General features: G+C 53.1%; 16 protein-coding genes. 3 read left to right on the plus strand and 13 right to left on the minus strand.

Translation table 11 applies throughout. The annotated features are described in order from the left end of the window. The first annotated feature begins 128 nt into the window (after positions 1-128). The gene (locus F3F93_RS11220; RefSeq protein WP_241697118.1) at positions 129-1076 is read left to right on the plus strand and encodes a M23 family metallopeptidase; all 948 of its coding nucleotides are present in this window, start codon (positions 129-131) and stop codon (positions 1074-1076) included. 195 nt (positions 1077-1271) lie between these two features. Next, positions 1272-2705: an IS1182 family transposase gene (locus F3F93_RS11225; RefSeq protein WP_176959282.1), complete on the plus strand. Its 1434-nt coding sequence runs from the start codon at positions 1272-1274 to the stop codon at positions 2703-2705. Between the two features lie 265 nt (positions 2706-2970). Here F3F93_RS11225 and F3F93_RS11230 read toward each other — a convergent pair whose 3' ends face one another. Then, positions 2971-5241 carry an NADP-dependent malic enzyme gene (locus F3F93_RS11230; protein WP_176959328.1) on the minus strand — a complete coding sequence of 757 codons (2271 nt, stop codon included), beginning with the start codon at positions 5239-5241 and terminating at the stop codon, positions 2971-2973. 75 nt (positions 5242-5316) lie between these two features. Here F3F93_RS11230 and F3F93_RS11235 point away from each other — a divergent pair, with 75 nt between their 5' ends. After that, the gene (locus F3F93_RS11235; protein ID WP_176959283.1) at positions 5317-6225 is read left to right on the plus strand and encodes a 2-dehydropantoate 2-reductase; all 909 of its coding nucleotides are present in this window, start codon (positions 5317-5319) and stop codon (positions 6223-6225) included. Positions 6226-6232: 7 nt separating this feature from the next. On the opposite strand, the gene F3F93_RS11240 is transcribed toward F3F93_RS11235, so the two are convergent. The 12 genes from F3F93_RS11240 to fliF form a co-directional block, all read right to left on the minus strand. Further along, on the minus strand, positions 6233-8164 hold the full coding sequence (locus tag F3F93_RS11240; RefSeq protein ID WP_176959284.1) for an EAL domain-containing protein: 1932 nt from the start codon (positions 8162-8164) through the stop codon (positions 6233-6235). Next, positions 8161-8901 carry a transglutaminase-like cysteine peptidase gene (locus F3F93_RS11245; RefSeq protein WP_241697120.1) on the minus strand — a complete coding sequence of 247 codons (741 nt, stop codon included), beginning with the start codon at positions 8899-8901 and terminating at the stop codon, positions 8161-8163. The genes F3F93_RS11240 and F3F93_RS11245 overlap by 4 nt, the downstream gene beginning before the upstream one ends. A 93-nt stretch (positions 8902-8994) precedes the next feature. Further along, positions 8995-10374, minus strand: a complete 1380-nt coding sequence (locus F3F93_RS11250) for a flagellar hook protein FlgE (RefSeq protein WP_176959285.1) — start codon at positions 10372-10374, stop codon at positions 8995-8997. 33 nt (positions 10375-10407) lie between these two features. After that, on the minus strand, positions 10408-11082 hold the full coding sequence (locus tag F3F93_RS11255) for a flagellar hook capping FlgD N-terminal domain-containing protein (RefSeq protein ID WP_176959286.1): 675 nt from the start codon (positions 11080-11082) through the stop codon (positions 10408-10410). Positions 11083-11091: 9 nt separating this feature from the next. After that, positions 11092-12708 (minus strand): flagellar hook-length control protein FliK, encoded by a 1617-nt coding sequence (locus F3F93_RS11260; protein ID WP_176959287.1) that lies wholly within the window; start codon positions 12706-12708, stop codon positions 11092-11094. Between the two features lie 898 nt (positions 12709-13606). Beyond that, a complete protein-coding gene (locus F3F93_RS11265; protein WP_176959288.1) occupies positions 13607-16459 on the minus strand; it encodes an ion transporter in 2853 nt (950 codons plus the stop codon). A gap of 83 nt (positions 16460-16542) precedes the next feature. Further along, positions 16543-17226, minus strand: coding sequence for a hypothetical protein (locus F3F93_RS11270; protein WP_176959289.1), 684 nt, complete (start codon positions 17224-17226; stop codon positions 16543-16545). Positions 17227-17230: 4 nt separating this feature from the next. Then, complete coding sequence (locus tag F3F93_RS11275) at positions 17231-17671, minus strand: hypothetical protein (protein ID WP_176959290.1); 441 nt, start codon at positions 17669-17671, stop codon at positions 17231-17233. Beyond that, complete coding sequence (locus F3F93_RS11280; protein ID WP_176959291.1) at positions 17616-19043, minus strand: FliI/YscN family ATPase; 1428 nt, start codon at positions 19041-19043, stop codon at positions 17616-17618. The genes F3F93_RS11275 and F3F93_RS11280 overlap by 56 nt, the downstream gene beginning before the upstream one ends. Continuing rightward, a complete protein-coding gene (locus F3F93_RS11285) occupies positions 19027-19737 on the minus strand; it encodes a FliH/SctL family protein (RefSeq protein ID WP_176959292.1) in 711 nt (236 codons plus the stop codon). Before F3F93_RS11285 ends, F3F93_RS11280 begins: the two co-directional genes overlap by 17 nt. A gap of 5 nt (positions 19738-19742) precedes the next feature. Beyond that, the gene (gene fliG, locus F3F93_RS11290; RefSeq protein ID WP_176959293.1) at positions 19743-20744 is read right to left on the minus strand and encodes a flagellar motor switch protein FliG; all 1002 of its coding nucleotides are present in this window, start codon (positions 20742-20744) and stop codon (positions 19743-19745) included. Beyond that, a complete protein-coding gene (gene fliF, locus F3F93_RS11295) occupies positions 20741-22384 on the minus strand; it encodes a flagellar basal-body MS-ring/collar protein FliF (RefSeq protein WP_176959294.1) in 1644 nt (547 codons plus the stop codon). Before fliF ends, fliG begins: the two co-directional genes overlap by 4 nt. Positions 22385-22388 lie beyond the last annotated feature (4 nt).

The following is a 22388-nucleotide window of genomic DNA, read 5'->3' on the forward strand; positions in this document are numbered from 1 at the left end:
CGGGTGAAATCGAAGGATTCATCGGCCAAGGATAAAAGCTTAACTGAGACAGTCAATTATGAGCATTATAATTGACTGGCCGTTGAAGGACGGCTTAACAGATGAGTTGGTAACAGTATGGGGGCTTTTTGCAGAAACTGAAAAAACAGCTGGTCTTCTCCGCATCTTCTACAGGCCGGATCTTTGGTGTTGTCTTCAGCCGCAAGGTTGCTGTGGCAGGAATAGCTTTGTTCTCTGCGGCGCTGCTGTTTGGTGGCTGGGGCGTTTATAGCGTTTCGCAAACATCGCAGTTGAAACTTGCCCTGAAACAGACACAGGTCGCCCTGGATTATGCGCAGTTGAATAAAGCGCAGGAGCTGGCTTCGCTGCAGTTGAAGCTGGATGCCGATCAGCAGAAGATGGCTGTCTATGCACGCACACTGGGTCAGATGCAGGCGCGTATCTCACGTCTTGATCAGTTGGGCAGCAAACTGGTTGATGTGGCCTCGCTGGATCGTTCCGAATTTGATTTTGGACTGGAGCCCGCTTTTGGTGGCCCCCGCGAGCCGAAATCTGAATCAGTTAATATTGAAGCCGGGCTGCACGAAACCATGGCGCAACTTGATGGTCGCCTGAGCCAGCTCGGTGCCCAGCTTACCGCTGTTGACTATATGCTTGAGAAGAAGCGTGACGCGCAGAGTGCCCGCCCGCATGCATGGCCAACCGAAGGTGGCTGGATCAGCTCCCGTTTCGGGCCTCGTATCAACCCTTTCAGTGGTAATCCTTCCCAGCACTATGGCGTGGATATCGCCAACCGTTACGGCGCTCCGATTCTGGCAGCCAGCCGTGGCGTTGTGACCTTTGCCGGTAAAATGCCCGATTTCGGATATGTGGTAGATATTGAACATGGTCACGGCTACAAAACACGTTACGGCCATATGGGCAGTCTGGCGGTCAAGATCGGTGATGTGGTAGAGCACAGTCATCTGCTCGGACGTATCGGCTCCACCGGTCACTCCACCGGCCCGCACCTGCATTACGAAGTGCGTCGTCACGGCAAATTGATCAACCCTCGTTCATTCCTGCCTCGCGGCTGAATATCTAACTAAACATTTATAATAAAGCGGCCACATCTTGTGATGGGCCGCTTTTTTTGTGTGTTAGATGAGAAGGGCACATTAGCAAAAATGGTCTACACTCACCTAAATGAGTGTCTGCTTCCGGCCCAGAGTGTGTGAAAACGCTGATCAATAATGGTATAATTATCTCACAACATCTTGTGGGGTATTTTCATGAAACGAGTTGTTATTGGAGAAAGTCGCAGCCAGAGCACGCTGTTTCCAGAGTTGCTGGATGATTATGTGGCTGAAGACAATCCAGTTCGCGTGATTGATGTTTTTGTCGACGAGTTGGACATGCGTGAGTTGGGTTTCAGTGGTGTGGATCCGCAGGCAACAGGCCGCCCCGCATATCATCCTGCGATGTTGTTGAAACTTTATGTTTACGGATACCTGAACCGAATCCAATCAAGCCGTCGCCTTGAGCGCGAAAGTCAGCGCAATGTTGAGGTGATGTGGCTGACCGGTCGGCTAATGCCGGATTTCAAAACGATAGCAGACTTCCGCAAAGATAATGGCAAGGCGATACAAAACGTCTGTCGCGAGTTTGTGGTGTTATGCCGGAAGCTGAATCTTCTCACTGAATCAATGGTGGCCATTGATGGCAGTAAATTCAAAGCAGTGAATGCTAGGGACAAGAACTTTACCCAAGCCAAAATGAAACGTCGGATGGATGATATTGATAAAAGCATCGACGAATATATGCGGCAGCTTGATACGGCAGACCGACAGGAAGAACGGATACGGCAAGCCGATACAGGCAGACTGAAAGATAAGATTGCCAAGCTGAAAGACGAGATGAAACGGCTGAAGAAACTGAATGCCGAGATGCTGAAACAGCCAGATAAACAAATATCTCTAACTGATCCCGATGCCCGTTCCATGAAAACCAGAGGCAACGGCATTGTTGGCTACAACGTCCAGACAGCAGTTGATGTTAAGAACCACCTGATTGTGGAGCATGAGGTCACGAACAATGGCAGCGATCGAGGGCAACTATCCAGCATGGCAAAGAAAGCTCGTCAGAGCATGGGGCTGGAGAAGTTGGAGGTCGTTGCGGATCGTGGCTACTTCAAGAGTGAGGAGATCAAAGCATGCGACGATGCCGGCATCATAACGTACCTACCGGAAGCAATTACATCGCGCGGTCGAAAAAATGGAACGTTCACCAGGCAGGACTTCCGTTATTTGCCTGAGACTGACGAATATCTATGCCCATCTGGTGAACGTCTGTACTGGCATTTTACAACCAAAGAAAGCGGAAGGTTTTTGCGTTCATACTGGAATCGCGCTGCCTGCCGGAGCTGCGCAATCAAAGAACAATGTTCTCCCAGCCCTGAACGCAGAGTCCGGCGCTGGGAGCATGAGACGGTGTTGGAAGCGATGAAGCTCAGGCTTAAGCTGAAAGACGATGCTATGCGTATACGCAGGCAAACGGTTGAACACCCCTTTGGAACGATCAAGGCATGGATGGGTGCAACTCACTTCCTGACCAGAACGATGGATCGGGTCAGCACGGAAATGAGCATGCATGTGCTCGCATATAATTTGAAACGGGTCATCAACATGATGGGCGTCAGGGGACTGGTACAGGCGATCCGCGCCTGAGCCTCTTCTCAGCTCCTATATCTGCTGGAATCCGCCTTAATCGAGCATGGAAAGTCCCATATCCCTCTTCAGATTGATATGAATCAGTAAACACAAAAAAACGACTCTATCTGGGGCCTCTTGCTCGGTTGAGATAAACCTTAACCCCAGAGCTGCGTTTTCACACACTCTGGGCCGTTAGCAGCCATTCGTTAAGCTTTCGCAGTGAATAAAAAAGGCGACCACATCTTGCGATGGGTCGCCTTTTTTTGTGTGGCTACTGAACTTAAGAGTCGTCAGCTTCGCGGGCGGCGGCGATCGCGGCCATGTGTACGATGTCATCCACGCTTGCACCGGTCTGCAGCACATGCGCCTGATAAGGCAGTCCCAGCAGAATCGGGCCGATAGCGGTGCCACCACCGAGTTCACGCAGCAGTTTATAGGAGATATTACCCGCCTGCATGGTTGGGAAGACGAGAATATTGGCCGGCTCTTTAAGTTTGCTGAACGGGTAGTGCTGCATAATGGCTGCATTAACAGCGGTATCAGCCTGCATTTCACCATCAACAACCAGATCAGGGCAGCGCTCATGCAGAATGCGCGTGGCCTCTGCAACCTTGAGGGTTTCGGGATGATCGGCACTGCCGAAGTTGGAGAATGAGAGCATGCCGACGCGCGCCTCACAGCCCAGAGAAACCGCGGTTTCAGCGGCCAGTTCAGCGAGTCTGGCCAGCTGTTCGGCATTCATCTCGACATTCACCGTGCAGTCGGCCATGAAGTAGGCACCGTTCTCCATGATCATGATGTACATACCGTAGACATGGTGATGGTGACCGGTGGTGTCGTGCCCGAGCACCTTCAGCAGCGGGCGCAGGACTGCCGGGTAGTGGGCCGTGCGGCCGGAGAGCATGCCATCGGCAAAACCCTGACGTACCAGCATGGAGCCGAGGATGTTGATATCACCGCGCAGTGTTTTCGCTGCATCATCGTGCAGGATGCCGTGGCGTTTGCGGTCAAAGTAGTAGGCATCGGCAAGGTTGGAGAAGCGGGCATCCTCAACAAGCGGATCGATCACCTCAATACCATCGAGATCGAGCTGTGCATGCTGGCAGAGCGCATCCATCTGGGTTTTGCGGCCGATCAGAATCGGCGTGGCGATGCCGATCTCCTTCATCTCAATGGCAGCACGTACTACAGTCTCATCCTCGCCTTCAGGCAGGACAAGGCGAAGCGGATTGGCTTTGGCTTTATCCATGATCATGCGCATGAACAGCCGTGACGAGTCAATACGACCGGCCAGCTCCTGGGCATAGGCAGAGGGATCAGTCAGCGGCTTGCGGGCTACGCCGGTTTCGGTGGCAGCTTTGGCCACTGCGACAGGCACGACTTCGATCAGGCGGGGATCAAACGGTTTGGGCAGGATATATTCAGGGCCGAAACGCAGCTCTTTGACGCCATAGGCTTTGAGTACCGATGCAGGCACATCCTGGCGGGCAAGTTCAGCCAGTGCCCGCACAGCAGCCATCTTCATCTCCTCGTTAAAAGCGGTGGCTCTGGCATCGAGTGCGCCACGGAAGAGGAACGGGAATCCCAGTACGTTATTCACCTGATTGGGGTGATCGGAGCGGCCGGTCGCCATGATCAGATCATGGCGGGTCTGCATGGCCAGATCGTAATCAATCTCCGGGTCGGGATTGGCCATGGCAAATACGATCGGTTTGGCAGCCATCGAAAGCAGCATCTCCGGCGTGACCATATTACCCTGTGAAAGACCGACAAATACATCGGCACCACTCATCGCCTCTTCCAGTGTGCGCTCAGCCCGCTCCGTTGCAAAGTAGGCTTTATGCGGTGGCATATTCTCATCACTGCCTTTGAAGATCACGCCTTTGCGATCAAGGAAGAGGATGTTTTCACGTTTGGCACCCAGCTGCTCGATCAGCTTCATGCAGGCGAAACCGGCAGCACCGGCACCGAGGCAGACGATCTTCACCTCTTCAATGGCTTTATTCTGCAGGATCAGGGCATTGATAAAGGCGGCGGCAGTGATCACCGCCGTGCCGTGCTGATCATCATGCAGAACCGGAATGTTCATGCGTTTCTTCAGCTCTTCTTCAATGATAAAACACTCAGGAGCCTTAATATCTTCAAGGTTGATGCCGCCAAATGTCGGCTCCATGCGCGCAACAGTATCGACGAATTTCATCGGATCGGTCTCATCCAGTTCGATATCGAAGACATCGATATCAGCAAAACGTTTGAACAGCACGCCTTTGCCTTCCATCACCGGCTTACCGGCCAGTGCGCCGATATTACCCAGTCCGAGTACTGCAGTGCCGTTACTGATCACACCAACGAGGTTGGCACGGGATGTATACTCATCAGCAAGTTCAGGATTATCTGCAATAGCCAGACACGGTTCTGCCACGCCCGGGCTGTAGGCCAGCGCCAGATCACGCTGGGTCAGGCACGGCTTGGTCGGTTGTACACAGATTTTTCCGGGAGTGGGCGAGCGATGATACTCCAGTGCTTCTTTTTTCATCGCATCTTTTGGCATGGTGGGCTCCTGTGGTGTAATCTCATCGCGGAGCGCAATCATAGCGCCGAAGAAGAGCCGGGTCATGGAGGGAGTTTGAGAGTTGTTATTGCAGGAGCCGGGGCAGTGGGTTGTCACTACGGTAGTCGGCTACAGCAGGCTGGAAATAGTGTGCGTTTTCTGGCCCGTGGCACTCATCTGAATGCCCTGCAGCAGCACGGTCTGCTGCATGAATCAGAAGGGAGCTCAGTGCGCTTGCATGTAGAGGCCATTGATCATTGCGCTGACATTGCTGATGCGGATGTGTTGATCTTATGCTGTAAAATGACGGCGCTAATGCCGATGTTTGAAAGCCTGAGCGGGAAAATCGGAGCTGAGACGCTGCTAGTCACACTGCAGAATGGTGTGGAGGCCGTGGATTGGGTCACCACGAAGTTTCCGAATCATGCGATAGCTGCCGGCACTGCCTTTATTGGTGCAAGGCTTGAAGCGCCGGGCCATGTGATCCACTCAGCAGCCGGAAGCATCCGCCTGGGGCTGTGGCAGTCAGGGGCGGGGGATCGATTGCTGCCTGAACTGATTGCGCAGTTTAAAGCTGGAGGCGTGCCTGCACGTCGGGAGGCTGAGCCTGCGCTGATGCTGTGGCGCAAACTGCTCTGGAATACAGGTTTTAATGCCATCACTGCGATTCACAGATGTTTTGCCAGTCAGATCTGTGAGCAGCCGGAGATGCTGGCCATAGCGCGATCTGCCATGGGGGAGACGGTGGCGGTGGCTCAGGCTGAAGGGATCAAGCTAGGTGAGGATGATATACAGGGCCATATCGATGTGACGCTAAGTATGGGGCCTGTTAAAACCAGTATGTGGCAGGATATTGAGGCGGGCCATGCAACTGAGGTGGAGTATCTCAATGGCCTTGTTGTGCGTCAGGGTGAATTGCACGGCATCGCCACACCGGTGAATCGCATGCTGGTGGCACAGGTGCATGCGATCGAGGTTGCATGATGATCGCCTACTTCAGAGCTGCCGGAGCGCCGAGCAGATAACCCTGCATGGCATTGATGCCGAGTGACTTCAGGCATTCGTAATCAGCTTCGGACTCCACATGTTCGGCGATGACCTGCATATCCAGGCCGTGAGCAATATCGGTGAGCGTCTGCAGGAAAAAGCGGTTGTCACTGTTGGTTGAGATATTACGAATATATCTGCCATCGAGCTTAATATAATCGAGTTTAAGCTGACGCAGTGTGCGGAATGAGCTGAGTTTGCTGCCAAAATGCTCCATCACCACTTTGCCGCCAGCGGCGTGGATCAGATCGATCAGACGCATGCTGGTGTCGATCTGCTCAAGCAGGCCATGTTCACTGATTTCGAAAAGTATCGATGCGGCAGCCTTGCGGTGCTCCTGCAGCCGGGATTCAAGCCAGTTGATAAAGCCACCGTGATGAATGGAGCGGGTGGAGAGGTTGATCGCCAGAGGTAGCGGTTGGCTAGCGGCCTCAATGGTGGTGATCACCTGTTTGATGACATAACAGTCCAGCTCCCGATTCAGCTCAAGTCGATCTGCCATGGCGGCAAAGGAGCCGGGAGCAATCGCGTTGCCGTTGTCATCTTGAATACGAATCAGGGTTTCATGGTAAAGCGGCTGCTTCTGCGCATTCATCACCGGTTGAAAGAGGAGGCGAATGGCGCTCTCCTGCATCGACCGGTTGATCAGCTCTCTCCATGCAATGGAGCTTTCTGCATCAACAGCGTGGCCGCTGACAAAGCAGCTGTTTGGCCCCTGATGCAGGGCAGAGGCTAGGGCTGTATCGGCCTGGGCAAGCACTGAACCAGCCTGATCTTCTTCGTGAAAACGGACACAACCAATGTGCCCAATGCCATCTACCGCTAAAGATAGCGAGAGCTCCTGTAGTGCCTGGCTGCAATCTTCAGCGAATTTGCTGCCATCATCCGCACTGATCAGGGGCAGGATGATGCCGAATTCAGCGCCCTTGGTGCGGGCTGCTACAGCCAGCGGGTATGGCTGAGTCATGTCGGTAATCATAGCAGCAAGCGAAGTGAGAAGTTCATCGCCACGCTGGAAACCGTGCGTTTTGTTATAGTCGGAGAAGTGGCTTACGCGAATCAGAAGCAGGGCACCTGAACCGGCATGCTCCCTCTCTTTGATGTTGTGTTCGAGTGCTGCGAGAAATCCCCTGCGGTTCATTAGGCCGGTCAGATCATCAAAGTGCGCCTCTCTGCGCATCATCTCGGCGCGCTCAGTCAGGTTCTCGATGCTACTTTTCACCTTGATCGATAAACGGTTCATCGCTTCGACAACACGGCGTAGTTCACGTGTGGCGGGAACCCGCTCCAGGGTAGGGAACTCACGATTGCATATGGCATCAGCCTGCTGCTCTACATCATGCAGCGGTTTGAGAATGGTGCGCAGAATCAGAGTGGTACCGAGCAGGGCGACGATAAATGCGATTATCGACCACCAGAAAATCTCAAGCGTGGTCTGCCACAGCTTCTGGTAGGCAAAACCGGGGTGTGCGACCAGTTGCAGTCGCCCAGCCTGACTCCAGCCTGTGGTGATCATGGTCTCTGCTGAAGCTGCCTGCAGTGGTAGCCGGTTGATAAACCACGCCGGGACACCGGCGATCATGCGGTTGTTCTGGCGCTGAATCAGCTCTTCACCGGAGATCGAAGTGATGGTGAGCGACTGGTAGTAACCACTGTCAAAGAGGGCATTGACCATGGTGTTCATGGTTGCGATATCCTTGCTTTTCATATGCGGCACCAGTGAGACGCCCAGTGAGCTGGCGCTGTTCTGGGTCTGGGTGGCAAGTTGATCGATCAGGTAGGCGCGGGTGTTCTCCACGCTGATCCAGAAGGTTCCCGAGAAGATAAGCAGGAAGACAGTGAGAATCAGTGTGATAAGTTGGCGTGATAGTGTCATGGGACACTCCTTTGCTGCTGTGTTGGACTGGTTGTCGGGTCGCGACCGAACTCCCGCTCCTGACGGATACGGATATTCAGGTCACGCCATAGATTGATGCGCTGTGAACCACCGAGAATGCCGCGCCCGCGCTCTTTGGACATCCAGAGGTAGTCACCGTTAAAGCTGTAGACGGGAATCAGGTCGGGGCGCTGTGAAGCCGGTTTTATTTTATCGATCAGATTATCGAGGATCAGGGGTTCGCTTTCAGGCGTTTCGTAGTAGGCCAGTACCATGTGCGCCTGATTCAGTTCTACCGCCGTGACATAGGTGATGCGCAGTTTTTCATCGGGGATGCCCAATTCACGAAGGGTGAAATATTTGGCGATGGAGAAATCTTCGCAGTCGCCGCCATTGGTTGAGAGCATCTCAACCGGCGTAGCCCAGAAATCACGATCACCCCAGTGCTCCTCATCAGAGATAAAGCGGATACGGTTAAAAAAGCTGTTGACCTTGTTCAGCGTCTGCCGGTCACTCTGTTCGGCATGCTCTTGAATCAGGTTTTGCCAGTTGATGATGCGTGTTTTGGCGGCAGTGCCGAACTGTTGCGCTATTTTATTGAGAAATTCGGGGGAAAAGCCGGTGTTGCCCGCCACGGTCAGGGTGACCGCAAACATGATCCAGATCAGCAGTGGCAGCTTGATGGCGGCAGGTTTCAGCAGGGGCTCCTTGTATGCCTTAATAGTAGTGAGAGCCAAGCATGAAACAACCTGTTTGACCAGTATTTCAAGGGGTAATAAAAAAGGCAGGAGAGAAACTCTCCTGCCTTTTTAGGATCTACCAGTTAGCGATTAACGCTTAACCTGCATCAGCGATGAGAGCATCTGGTCAGTGGTGAGGATGGTTTTTGAGTTGGCCTCATAACCACGCTGTACCACGATCAGTTTTACGAACTCATTGGCCAGATCCACGTTGGACTGCTCCAGTGCGTATGGCGAGATGGTTCCCATACCACCGGAGCCGGGCAGACTCAGTACTGGTGAGCCCGATGCGATGGTCTCACTCAACTGGTTACTACCGACATGGCTCAGTACCGCATCATTAGGGAACTTGGCCAGTGCAACCTGATAGAGTGCACGACGCTGACCGTTGGTGAACACACCGAAGATCTTGCCGGCTGAGTCGGTTTCCAGTTTATCCAGGAAGCCTGCCGGGAAGCCGTCACGGGTCATCTGACGGGTAGCGAATGCACCGGCCATCTGTACGGTGCCGTCAAGACCGGTACCGGTGATGCCCTGAGCATCGGCGGTGGTTGCATTACCATAGTTGAAGCTGATGGTGCTTGGTGCCGCATTGGCCCAGCTGATGACCAGATTTGGAGAGATCTCATTGACCAGTTCACCGGTAGGTCCGAATTCCAGAGTCTGTGTGCCGCTTAGTGGTGTATCTACGACACCTGCAGTTACGCCTGATGCCGTTGGTGCACCGATTTCGGTTGCCAGGCCGGGAGTACCACCGATTTCAGCGCCATCAACCGATGCGTGCCAGTCCCAGACGATATTACCGGCAGCATTGAGCCCCATCTTGGTGAACTGAAGGCTGACCGGATGGGTTTGACCCAGAGAGTCGAAGACGTTTACTTCGGCTTTGTAGTGGAAGGTGGCGGGGTCAGCCGGATCAAAGACTGTACCGGTAGGTAGCACCGTGGCATTGGAGTCGAGTGTGACACCTGCTGTGACGCCGGTAGTTGCCTGTGCCTGTGCTGCAAGGTTGGCAAAGGTAATATCAGTTACATTACCGATTGCACGGCCGGTCACATCATCCACGGCAAAGCCCTGTACCACATTACCCTGTGCATTGATCAGGTTGAAATCCTTATCCAGAATGAATGCACCGGCACGGGAGTAGACCAGAGAATCGGTAGCCGGATCACGCAGTGCGAAGAGGCCGTTACCGTTGATCGCCATATCGGTCGGGCTGGTGGTATTCTGCAGGGATCCCTGCTGCTGGTCGCGTGTGATTGAACCGATACGCACACCGTTACCTACCTGGTTGGCAATATTGGATCGGGTCACGCCCACAGTCTGTGAGAGCACATCCGAAAAGTTTACGTTCTGACTTTTAAAGCCGAGTGAGTTTACGTTGGCGATGTTGTCACCAACGATTCGAACTGCCTCACCGAATGATGAAAGGCCTGAGGCGCCGATGAAGAGTGCATTATAAATACCCATGTTGTTCTCCTTTAAATCTTATTTTTATTCCGCTCAGATGCGGAGTTCTGAAATGTCTGTGATCGAAACCGGAACACCGTTTACGACCAGTGAAGTACCTGAAGCGCTGAAGCGAACCGCTTCAACAACACCTGTGCGCTGAACCGTGGCAGTAACCTCATTGCCGTTAAGATCAAGTGCGCTCACACCAATAAGATATGTACCCTGAGGTGCAGTTGCGCCTGAATCGGTCAGTCCATCCCATACCAGAGGGTTGGCGCCGGCATTGAGGCTGCCCTGCATGGTGCGAACCGGATTTCCATCCGCATCGTAGATGAATACCAGCCCATCCGGGGCGTTGGCGTCCATCTGGACATTGAAGTTCTGGGATGTGCCATTGAACTCGATGAAACTCTGGTTCATGGTCACGGTATGGCCCAGATAGCTGGCACCATCAGCGCTGCCGCCTACACCTTTGCCACCGGTGCCACCTGCTCCAACCAGCTGCTCAAGCAGCTTATTGGTCGTGGTCTGCTGCTCAACCATATTGAACTGCGCCAGCTGCTGAGACATGGCTGTTGCATCCTGAGGCTTCATGGGATCCTGGAACTTCATCTGCGCCACCAGCAGTTTAAGGAAAATATCTTTCTGGCCGATGTCGCTGTTAGAGGCAGGAGCCTTGTATGCGTTGGTGTTGATGGTCGAGGCATCTGTTGCTGTTAAAGCCATAGTATCCTCCTAAACCCGGATGCTCAGACCGCTCTCTGCAGTGCGAACGGGCTGCTGCATCGATTGGGCTGTCTGGGTCTCTTTGCTTCCTGTTTCATCCGATTTAGCAAAAGCGCTTCCTGAGCCGCTACTGTCGGAGCCAAATCCACTCTCCTGGCTCTGTGAGCCCATGGAGAAGCCGGAGAGATCAAATCCCTGCTGTGCAAGGGCGGCTCTCAAGACCGGCAGTTGCTGATCAATGGCGGCGCGGGTTGTGCCCTGATCGACAACCATATGCACCTGTAGCTGTTTGCTGGCATCGGTCTGCAGGGTGATCTGAATCTTGCCAAGATGCGCAGGGTCAAGCTGGATCTCCAGTTTGGTCTGACCATTGCTGGCGGAGTGGGCGATATGATTCATGCTGTCAAACACGCTCATCACCGGGGCGGCTTTGCTGGTCAGGTAACTCTGAAACTGAGTGTTACCGGCTGAAGCGGTTGCACCGGAACGGCTGTCGCCACTCATGGCTGACATAGCACGGCCATCCTGTGCGCCCTTGTCTGATGACTGGCTTCCGGCATCAGGTGTAGAGGCTTCAGCGATGGTGTTCTGAACCACTGTCGCGGCTGCACTGGCCTGAACCGCACTCTGCTGAGGCTGTCCATGCGCGTTTTTGCCCTGCAGGTGGTTTTGAACAGCGGCAGCAAATGCTGCGCCATTGCTGGTTTTACCTAAGCCTGTCTCTTTGACTTCAACGTCCAGGTGGGTTGCGGTATTGGCGGCGATGGTTTTTGCATCATGGTTTGCCGCAGCCGTTGTTGCCGCTTTCTGAGCAGATCGCTGACCCTCTTTCACTAAACCTGAAGCTGCCGCTTCCGCCGGATTCAGGTCTTTTGTCAGCTGAGCCGATGTCTCAGTCTTGGCGATAGTGGACTCGGCTTTCTCACCTTTGACCAGCTGCGTAGCGGTCTCAGGCTTGCCGATAGTCAATTCGGCTTTCTCACCCTTGACCAGTTGCGTAGCGGTCTCAGGCTTGCCGATAGTCAATTCGGCTTTCTCACCTTTGACCAGCTGCGTAGCGGTCTCAGGCTTGCCGATAGTCAATTCGGCTTTCTCACCCTTGACCAGCTGCGTAGCGGTCTCAGGCTTGCCGATAGTCAATTCGGCTTTCTCACCTTTGACCAGCTGCGTAGCGGTCTCAGGCTTGCCGATAGTGAACTCGGCTTTCTCACCCTTGCCCGGCTGAACAGTTGTATCAGGCTTGCCGATGGTGAACTGTGACTGCTCGCCTTTTTTCCTCTGATTCATGGCTTCAGGATTGCCGATGATGAACGTTGCTTTTTCACCTTTAACAGGTTTCGTTGCAGCTTCGACTTTTTCACCTGCAAACAGAACAGTGGCTACAGCTGTGCCATTTTCGGTTGCTTTCTTTTTAGTGAGAGGATCCTGTTCGGCCACTTTCGCTACGAACTTACCTTTCTTGAGTGCCAGCGCGTCTGGTTCCGTGGCAGTAAACAGCCCTTTGCCTTTGCCCTGACCCTGCTTATCCAGCATAGCCATGAGTTTGGCGAAGAGGCCACCTTTTGCCGACTTCCCTGATTTACCTAAGATGCCGGATAGGCCGGTTCCATTTATTTGTTCGATCATGCCAACCATTGAGCATTTTTTGGGCCATATAGAAAACCGTTTAAAAACAACTGTTTATAGGTAAAGTGGAAGTTTTGTCTGGGCAATGTTTGCCTGTTGCTGGAAAAAGTTTCCATATGGTTTCGCAGTGGCGGCAATCTTTTCCAGCTTCAAAAGTTGATCAAACAGCACATTCGGGATGTTCATCCCAAGGCAGTAATTCTTGTGATTCTATCTCATGAGCATCGAAAATATAATCATCCGAGACTGGTCGTAAGTCGACATCCGATGAAGTGCTTCAGTTAGCGTTGATAGGTAGTGAGTGAATAAAAAAGGGTTCATCGCGCAATTACGGGAATGATCCTCATAGGAACTGAGTTGCTTCAATCAAACCAAAGGCAATGTAAGTGAATATATATATTCACTTGTCCTTTCTTTGATGGCAAAGAAAGAACGAAAGAAAGCCACACCCCGGAACCAGCCAGCCCTTCGGGTTCCCGATCCTGCATATTAAAAATCGGCCACGGCTCCGCCGCTCTTCTCCGATTTTGAATATTTGTCTCGGCAGCCTGCTAACGGGGGATCAAACGACACTGTTCCAGCCGCAAGATTGAGTTGGCTTTTAATCCCGCTCCAAGATGCGCCGGAGTATTTATTGTTCAATGGAAAGAGGCGAAAATAGTTTCGCCCCATTGAACGATAAATACGCAGGGAGAAGCAGATTGCCGGGCAGCTTTCTTTGGTTCGTTTCTTTTCTGGAAAAGAAATGAACAGATAAATCTACCATTATAGCAGGAGAGGATACGCCTCCAGTTTTGATTTACTAAGACTGTTTTCCCGGACTTCCGCGAAGAACCTAAAAAAGTGGCCGCGAGTTTTGCAACTGGCGGCCACGGGTTGGGCAAGATGGTAGCGTCAGTTAATCATCCTGATGCTCACCAATGAGAATCAGTTCAGCGATGTTGTGCTTGTACTCGGTCCAAGAGTAGCGGGAGACCGGATTGCCGAATGGATTGAGAATGATCTGGTGCTGACGCAGGCAGGAGTAGTCCTCTTCACGCGGGAAAAGCTTGCGAATGGTGTTCTGCAGCGGGTCATTCCAGACAAAACTCTCTTTCAGACGATAACCGATCCAGACATAACCTTTGGCCAGCAGCTCGGCAAACAGCGCTTCAGCATCTTCCGGAAGCGGGGCGGTTACATTCAGTATCTGGATATCCATCTCATCGATATCACCAACATCACCCATCATATCATCAATGGTATGGCGCAGGGTACGCTGCAGTTGATAGGCCTCAGGATTTTCCGAGCGATACATATGGTAGCTCGTATGTGCCACATAGGTGCCGTAAAAGGCGTTGGGTACGGTGATATGAATCTCATGCGTCAGTTTAAAGCGTTCCAACTCCTGCTGCAGCAGCAGAGCCTGAGCACGGTTCTCAAGTACAGGATAGATATCAGGGTGGACGCACAGCTCGTTCACAATAGTGACCAGATGCGAGAGCACTGTGGCAATACTGGCATAGGGGTGGGCCTTCAGGTGCGGAGCACGTGAGAGCAGTATTTTATCGGCCTCTTTCACATACGGCCGCAGGAAATTCATATCGGCATAGTTCCAGCGCACCAGCTCAACGGTGATGCGATCTTCACCACCTTCAGCTGTGCCTGTGCGACGACGCAGGTACTCCAGCTGGTCGGCGCACTCCTCTTTGCTCATATCATCAATCAGGGTAACTTGAATGGTCTCAAAATCATCGAGAAGGCGTTTGAGCAGCAGAGGCAGGCTGCCTACCCAGCCGGTAATAAGCAGCTTGAGCTCTTTTTTTACTTTAACAGGCTCAAGACCCAGGGTGGGAGATTCGAGTTTCGGGCAGGGCCTGTCATGCAGACGCTTAATGGCAAACAGTGTCTCGGAATAGAGAGCATTCGGGCCAATAGCGACACCCAGAATAGATGGGATATGCATCGGCAGTTCAAATGATTCTGCTTTGTAGATCGGATGTGCCCGCCCGCTCTCATCAGCGATAGCAACCAGCGTAACACCACGCATCAGCAGCAGGGCAGCCAGATCATCCAGCGGCATGGATTGTGTGCTGTTGGGCAGGCTAAGGCAGATTCTGCCGTTTTCGCGTTGCAGTGTGCCGCCCCATTCGGAGATCTGCAGTGAGGAGTCCTCGGTGCGTTCGGGGATCATCAGGCGTTCCATCACCTGATCGAAATCTTTGTAGACGAGAATGTTTTTAAACAGGTTGGCACGCACGTCGGCCTGTGAGAGTACAACCGTCGGCTTGTTGTAGAAATCGGTTGTGTCCCAACCTATCTGCAGCATATGTTGATGCGAATCGAGGTGTGGAGTTGCCATGCCCGGTGTTGCGATATTGACATAGATCTCAGGGTTGACCCTGCGCACAGCAATCAGTGAGTAGGTGGCATGGGCCAGATCATCTGCGCCGGTATGGCCATCGGGGAGATTGATCACTGCCTGTCTGGCGTGACCCAGATTGATACGCTGCAGTGACTTCATCTCTTCCACTTCGCCCCAGCGGTAGGAGACCCAGTTGTGTTCAATAAGTGACTCAGGCATTTTTTCTGAGTCATTCAGAATAACCAGCTTTAGTTTAGAGAAGCTGCGCTCGGAGACGACTTTCAGCTGTTCCACGATAAACGGTGCAACTTTGGACCAGCCCAGCATCACCATGTGATTGGTGATGTTCAGCCGCTCGTTGCGCAGTTTGGCCATCAGACCTGAGACGATGTGGGCACCGATACCGATGAAGAAGGCGAAGATGAATACGCCGACAATTACAGCCAGTACCGAGAAGATGGCGATCGAGGTCGCCTCGGGGTAGACCACGGTATTGCCAGGGTCAGTGAACATGCGGAAGGCGAACCAGATGGGCGCAAACATGCCCTGATCCTGTGCGTTGACGACGCCATCCTGACTGTAGTCGAAATTGGCGAAGGTGTAGTGGCCGATGACTCCACCGCCGATGGAGAGTACCGCCAGCAGCAGGACAATCAGATTGATCTCCTGCATGAACTGACCTTCGCGCATCACCTCTTTGAGGTTCCTGATGATCACCATCCAGGGGCGCAGCAGACGAACCAGTCGCAACATTCGCAGGGCGCCACCATATGGGATAAAAGCAAAGGCAGGTATCATGACAATCGTGGCGATGGTATCGACCCACCAGTAGGCCCACTCTGCCATTTTGTCTTTTCGTGATTCATAGTTCATGTGTCGCATAATCAGCAGGCGAATCGCCAGCTCGACAGAGAAGAAGATAATGATGATCCACATCAGCGTGTCTTCGGCAAAGAAGGAGAGCAGAATAATCAGTGAGATCAGCATGCCGTAGGTGGGTGAATACATCGCACTCTGCAGATCCAGGTAGCGGAACATGCGCAGTGTGCGCAGCAGGTAGAAGGCTCGGATCAGGCGTGCTGCAGCAGCGTTCTCGGCATCTATGGGGATATCAAATACGGTGATCAGCAGGGAGAGGATGCCGATGACATCGAGAACCAGAAAGAGCGCGTCAATTTTTTGATTCAGAGAGGAGCGATAGGGATTGGTGTGACGCTTGTTGATCATGATGGCAAGGCGCATCGAGAGTTCGCCGATAAAGAAGATAAAAAGAACTGCAGCCAGAATTTGATTGTGCGTGAACGAGAGGGCGATCAGTCCCATCATCAGGAAGCCGAAACGTGGATGCATCAGAATCCACTCCATGTGATGATAGAAAAGCGGACGGTCGCTGAAGACGGAGTTCATATTGTTATGCTGCATGGTTCAGGCTCACTGTTGTGCGTTGTGGGTAGATGAGATCAGTGCCAAATCGGCATGTGTCGCGTGTATCATTTAACTGTGCTGATCTGGCGGGTCAGCGCCTGACTGATCACCACCGCTTTATCCGCCGGCATAAACGAGAGGATTTTACCTACCTTCTTCTCATCCATCAGCAGAAACACCTTGATAACATCGGCAAGTTCCATCTTGGCGATGACCGGCGCAGCCTTTTCAGGTTTCATGCCCTCAAACACAGCAGTTAGTCGTTTCACCTTTTTGCTCTTGATGTTCTTCTCATCATTAAGGCGCTGTTTGATGCTGGTCTCAAGCTGTTCAAGCTCGCTGATGCGTCGCTGTACCTGCTCTTCAGCCTCACTGAGCGACTTCTCCCGGTCATCGAGTTGTTTGGCGCGCTTGTCCAGATTCTCTTTGTAGGATCTCAGCTCGGAGAGCGTCTCATCATCATGGCGGGAAGCGGCGGAGGCTGTGGCGGCCTGAGCCGGTGCTGCAGCTTCGGCCTGAGGGATGATATAGGCCTCAAGCATGGCCAGTGACTGATCAATCGTTGGTTGCGCTTGAGCTTCGGGTTCACCGGCGGGCAGTTCAGGGGCAGCAACCGTGTTGGTCGCAGTTGCTGTGTATATGGCGGCCTCGGTTGTTGAGGTGGCAGGCCACAGCGTTAAAGCAAGCTTGCCGCCGAGAAGGATGCCGATAACGATAAAGATTCGAATAGATAGTTTATGGGAAGTCATGATCTTACACCGATGAGGAGGATCTTCTGGATGCAACCATATCATCCATCTGACGCTGAGCTTTCAGGTCGTCCTTCCTGTTCTGTTTTTTTACCTCTTTCTGATGCATGCTGTCGTAGGTGTAGTGGGTGCGCTGAGCCTTGGCCAGCCGCTCGAAAATATCCCTCTTCTCCACTTCCATTGCCCGGATGCCTGCCTTAATTGAGGTGAGCGTGTTCTGCTGTTCACGAAAGGCGGTATCAAAGGCCTGCAGCAGAGATGCTGAGTGGCGTTTGCGCATGGCCTGATCACGCTGCTGGTTCAACTGCTTGAAATGTTCTTCTGAATTCAGGTACTGCTGCTCAAGTAGATGTTTGCGACCATTGAGTTCAGCCAGTTGCGTTTCAACCTTATTGCGCTCTTGCTCGCTGAGCCGCGTTAAAAGCTTTGACGTTTCTAGTTTCATTCAGGCTCTCCTCACTGGTCATGCTACTAACCAACTGTAGCAATCCCTGTGCCGATTCTTCACGACGGCTAGAAGAGTTGAGTTCCTGCTGTAAAAATTTGCGAACTTCAGGGATTACGGCGATCACCTGATCGAGTTCAGGATTGGTTCCAGACTCATAAGCACCGATAGAGATCATATCCTCCATATGCTCGTACTGGGACATCTTTTTACGGAAAGCACGCACTGCCTTCATTTGAACACTGCTCAGCAGCTGGTTATCCAGGCGGCTGACACTTCTTAAGACATTGATGGCGGGGAAGTGACCCTGTTCCGCCAGCTTGCGATCAAGAATGACATGGCCGTCAAGAATGGCCATGGCGGCATCAGCAACCGGATCCGCCTGCAGATCATCGCCCTCAATCAGCACTGTGTAAAAAGCACTGATATCGCCTTTTTTGACGCCCGGACCTGAGCGCTCCAGCAGTTCAGCCATGATAGAAAAGCATGACGGTGTATAGCCTTTGCTGGCCGGTGGCTCACCCAGCATCAGGCCGATCTCGCGCTGCGCCTGGGCAATGCGGGTCAGGCTATCCACCATCAGCAGCACATCCTTGCCATCTTCACGGAATGATTCGGCAATAGTGGTGGCAATATAGGCTGCCCTGACTCTTAGTACCGGTGGCATGTCTGAGGTAACCACCACGACAACGCTGTTTTGCAGCGCTTCAGCACCGAGAGAGACATCGAGAAACTCCCGTACCTCCCTGCTGCGCTCACCAATCAGGGCGATAACATTGATTTCGGCATCCGAATTTCTGGCCAGCATGCCCATCAGTGAACTTTTGCCGATACCTGCGCCGGCAAACAGCCCCATGCGTTGGCCCCAGCCCATCGGCAGGCAGGCATCCATCGCCTTGACCCCAAGCTGCATAGGCCTGTCAATGATATGACGATCAAAGGGGTTGAGTTTGATGCCCTGAATGTTGCGTACTCGGCCTGTGGCCGGCAGTGGCTTGTTATCCATTGGTTTGCCCATGCCGTCAAGTACGCGACCGAGAAGATGGTTGCCAACACGAATGCTGGGAAGCCCTGAGAGAGGGCGAATCGGATCACCGGGGGCAATGCCGACAGTGCGGCCGACCGGCATCAACAGGGTATATTCGGCACGAAACCCGACCACTTCAGCTTCGATCGAGTGGCCGGTAGCGCAGTTGATCTCACAGACATGGCCGATACTTGATTTAAGTCCCGTTGCCTCAAGCATCGGGCCAAGCACCTTGTAGACCTTGCCGCGCATCGGGAAAATGTTGTGACACTGCTGCTCGGAGAGAATCTTTTCCCGCTGCTTTTTATCCCAGAGTGGTAGGGAGGTTTTAGGCTTGGGGTCCATCGGCGCTTTCCGGTGCAACGACAGTTTCGGTGAGCAGTTCAGGACGCAGCTGATCCATATAGTTGGCTACGGCAGCGGCAGGATCAATCAGGATGTCCTGCTGAATGGAGATGACACGGCAAGAGGCCGGTTGCACAGACTCATCACTGATAAGCGTGGCCATCAACGGGCTCTCATCGAGCAGACGTTTGAATACGGCATAATCACCGGGCGCAATAGCGATTCGGAGATCGCTGGTGTCGGGAAGATGGGAGGCGGCCTGTTCTGCGATCTTCCAGAGCTTTGAGCTGTCGGTTTCCAGTGTTTCAGCGACAATCCTCTCGGCTATATGGCGGGCAATATCAAGCGCAGTTTCGGCAAAGGCCAGCTTGATCTCATCAATTGATTTCTCAGCACCGTTGAGTGTGTCCTGAATCGACTCAAGAAGCTGTTCAGCCCGCTTCTGCCCCAGTGCCATGCCTGCCTTTTCTCCGGCAAGGTAGGCGTTGTCATAGGCCTCTTTTTCGATCACTTCAGCCCTTCCCTGGGCCTCCTGCAGCATCTGCTCCAGCTGTTTCATGCGATCCACGCCAGCGGCAGGCTGTAGCGGTTCCGGTCTGGCGGTATCGGCTACTGTTCTGTAGGGGAAAGCCCCCTTATCAGTAACGTTCGGATTAATCTCTTCCCGGAAAGAGAGCGGGTTGATTGTGTTCATCTGCATCAGACCATGTCATCGGATGTACTGAGTGCGATAGCGCCATCATCATCAAGTTTACGGATTACCTTGAGTACGCCCTGCTGAGCCTCCTCTACATCCGAGAGTTTCATCGGCCCCATTACCTCCATGTCTTCGCGCATAATCTCTGCCGCGCGTTGTGACATGTTGGCAAAGAAGCGCTCACCAATCTCATCTGAGGCACCCTTGAGTGCTTTGACCAGATCATCAGAGGAGATATGTTTGAGGATGGTCTGGATATCACGATCAGAGAGATCCTTCAGATCTTCAAAGACAAGCAGCATGCGATCCACCTGCGTAAACAGATCTTCATCCTTGTCGCGCAGCTGGTCGAGAATCGGACGTGCCACCTCTTTCTCCAGCCCTTTGAGAATATCCACCACGCTGATCATACCGTCAAAGCTGATGCCGGAGTCTCCCTGCATATCAGCCAGCTCTTTCTCAAGTGTCTCCTCAATATCTTTAACCAGTTCTCTGGGCACACTTTCGATCTTGGACATGCGCATCACTACCGATAGCTGCATCTCCTCCGGCAGCAGTGCAATAACGCGACTGGCGACGGATGAGTCGATGTTACCGAGAATCAGGGCGATCGTCTGAGGATGTTCATCCTTGATATAGGAGGCGATCATATCGGGTTTCAGGCGCGACAGCTTTTCCCAAATGTTCAGTGATTTGGGGGCTGAGAGCTCATTGAGAAGACGGTCGGCCCGCTCGTGCTCAATGGCATAACGAAAGAGCGAAACAACATCTTTCTGGGAGGAGCGCATGAGCGGATCTTCTGAGCGGTGCAGCTCCAGATACTCCTTGGTCACAGCATCAAGCACTTCGGTGTCAATCTTGCCCAGTTCCGCCATTCTTCGGCCCAGGCGGCTGAGTGTTTTATCATCCATGTGCTGTACAAGCGGTGCGGATGCTTCCGGCCCGAGGGCGAACAGAAGAATAGCCGCTTTATCTTCGCCGCTTAGCTGAGTTTTTCCCTTCATACCGGATCCACCCATTCGCGCAGGACTTTATTGGCACGATCAGGCTCAGTCACCACGCTCTGTCTGACCTGCTCCATGTTGGCCAGTCGCGCATAGGCCTCGCCTGATAACTCATGCTGTCCAAGTACGCCTTCAGGCCTTTTCTTGGCAGTCTGCTGCTGATCTGCTGATTCCTGAATGCGTTTTGCCAGAGGTCTGAGTACAAACCAACCGAGCAGCAGAAGTGCCAGGCCGGCAAGGCTGTAGCGTACAATCTGCATATAGAAGACTCTGTTTTCGGAAGAGGCAAGCGCCTCACTATCGGCAACGCTGGAGATATCCATCAGCGGCATGCTCTGCACATCAACAGAATCACCACGATCTTCATTGTAGCCCATGGCGCGTTCAACCAACGCCTGAATACTGGCCAGCTCCTCTTTGCTACGTGGCGTGAAGCTCGCCTCACCATTTTCTCCGCTCTGGCTTGCGCCGCCGACAATAACAGCGACAGAGAGTTTGTTGATGCTGCCGAAGGGTACAATGCGATGCTCGTTGATGGTGCTGATTTCGTAGTTATTCACATCCTCATTGCGGCTGGCGCTGTCACTGGGTTGTGCTGCAGCCACACCGGTAGCGGGGTTGGCGCCGGGGGTATTGGAGGCCAGGCCGGGAACGCCCAGGGCAGCCCCCTCATTGGACTGGCGGTTCTCTGAAATGCTCTTACGGCTGCGCAGTACCTGTTCATCCGGGTTGTAACGGGTGTTCTTCTGTTCAATAAATTCGCGGTTGATATCGGCTGAGACACGAACCACGGCCTGACTTACACCGACAATCTGCTCAAGCATGCCGGTCAGTCGCTCTTCCATGCGCTGTTCAAGTTTGCCCTGATACTCCTGCAGGGTTTGACCCTCGCTCATCGGTGCCTCTTTTTCGTTGGCGGAGAGGAGTGAACCTGATGCATCGACAACGGTGACATCACTCTGATCCATCTCAGGAACACTGGCGGCAACCAGATTCTGAATGGCAATAACAGATCGCTTGGGCAGCCGCTGGCCACCGGAGAGCTGCAGCATAACCGAGGCGGTAGCTTTGCGGTCACGATCTGCAAATGCTGACTCTTTAGGCAGCACCAGATGCACGCGTGCTGCGCTGACCTGTGGCATCACCTCAATGGTGCGCGCAAGCTCACCCTGCAGGGCACGTTGAAGGTTGATTTTGCGGGTGAAATCACTAAGACCGAACTCATTGCTTTGATCGAAAATTTCAAAGCCGGTTTTACCCGTCGGGGTAACACCCTGACCCGCCAGGTTCAGACGAACCTGATAAACCTGATCCTCTGGAACCATGACGGTGCCACCGCCCTCCAAACGGTAGGGGATGTGCTCTTTCTGAAGCATTTCAACCACTGAGGCGGCATCTTTTTCCGCCATGCCGGCATAAATAGCCCTGTATGGTTTTTCAGATGACCAGAGAACAAGGCCAAGAAAACCGGTCAGCATCAGGCTTGCTGCGGCAAAGAGCAGAATTTTTCTGTATTTGGCCAGCACCTGTGGAACCTGGATGGTGGCACCCTGCGCTGCTGCGCCGGCCTCATGCGAGGCGGCATCAATGGGGGTGTTTGCCATGTTCATCGGTGTCTGTGGCATCAGTGAGTCAGCCATGGTT

It is taken from the genome of Mariprofundus sp. KV (assembly GCF_013387475.1).
Classification (GTDB): Bacteria; Pseudomonadota; Zetaproteobacteria; order Mariprofundales; family Mariprofundaceae; genus Mariprofundus.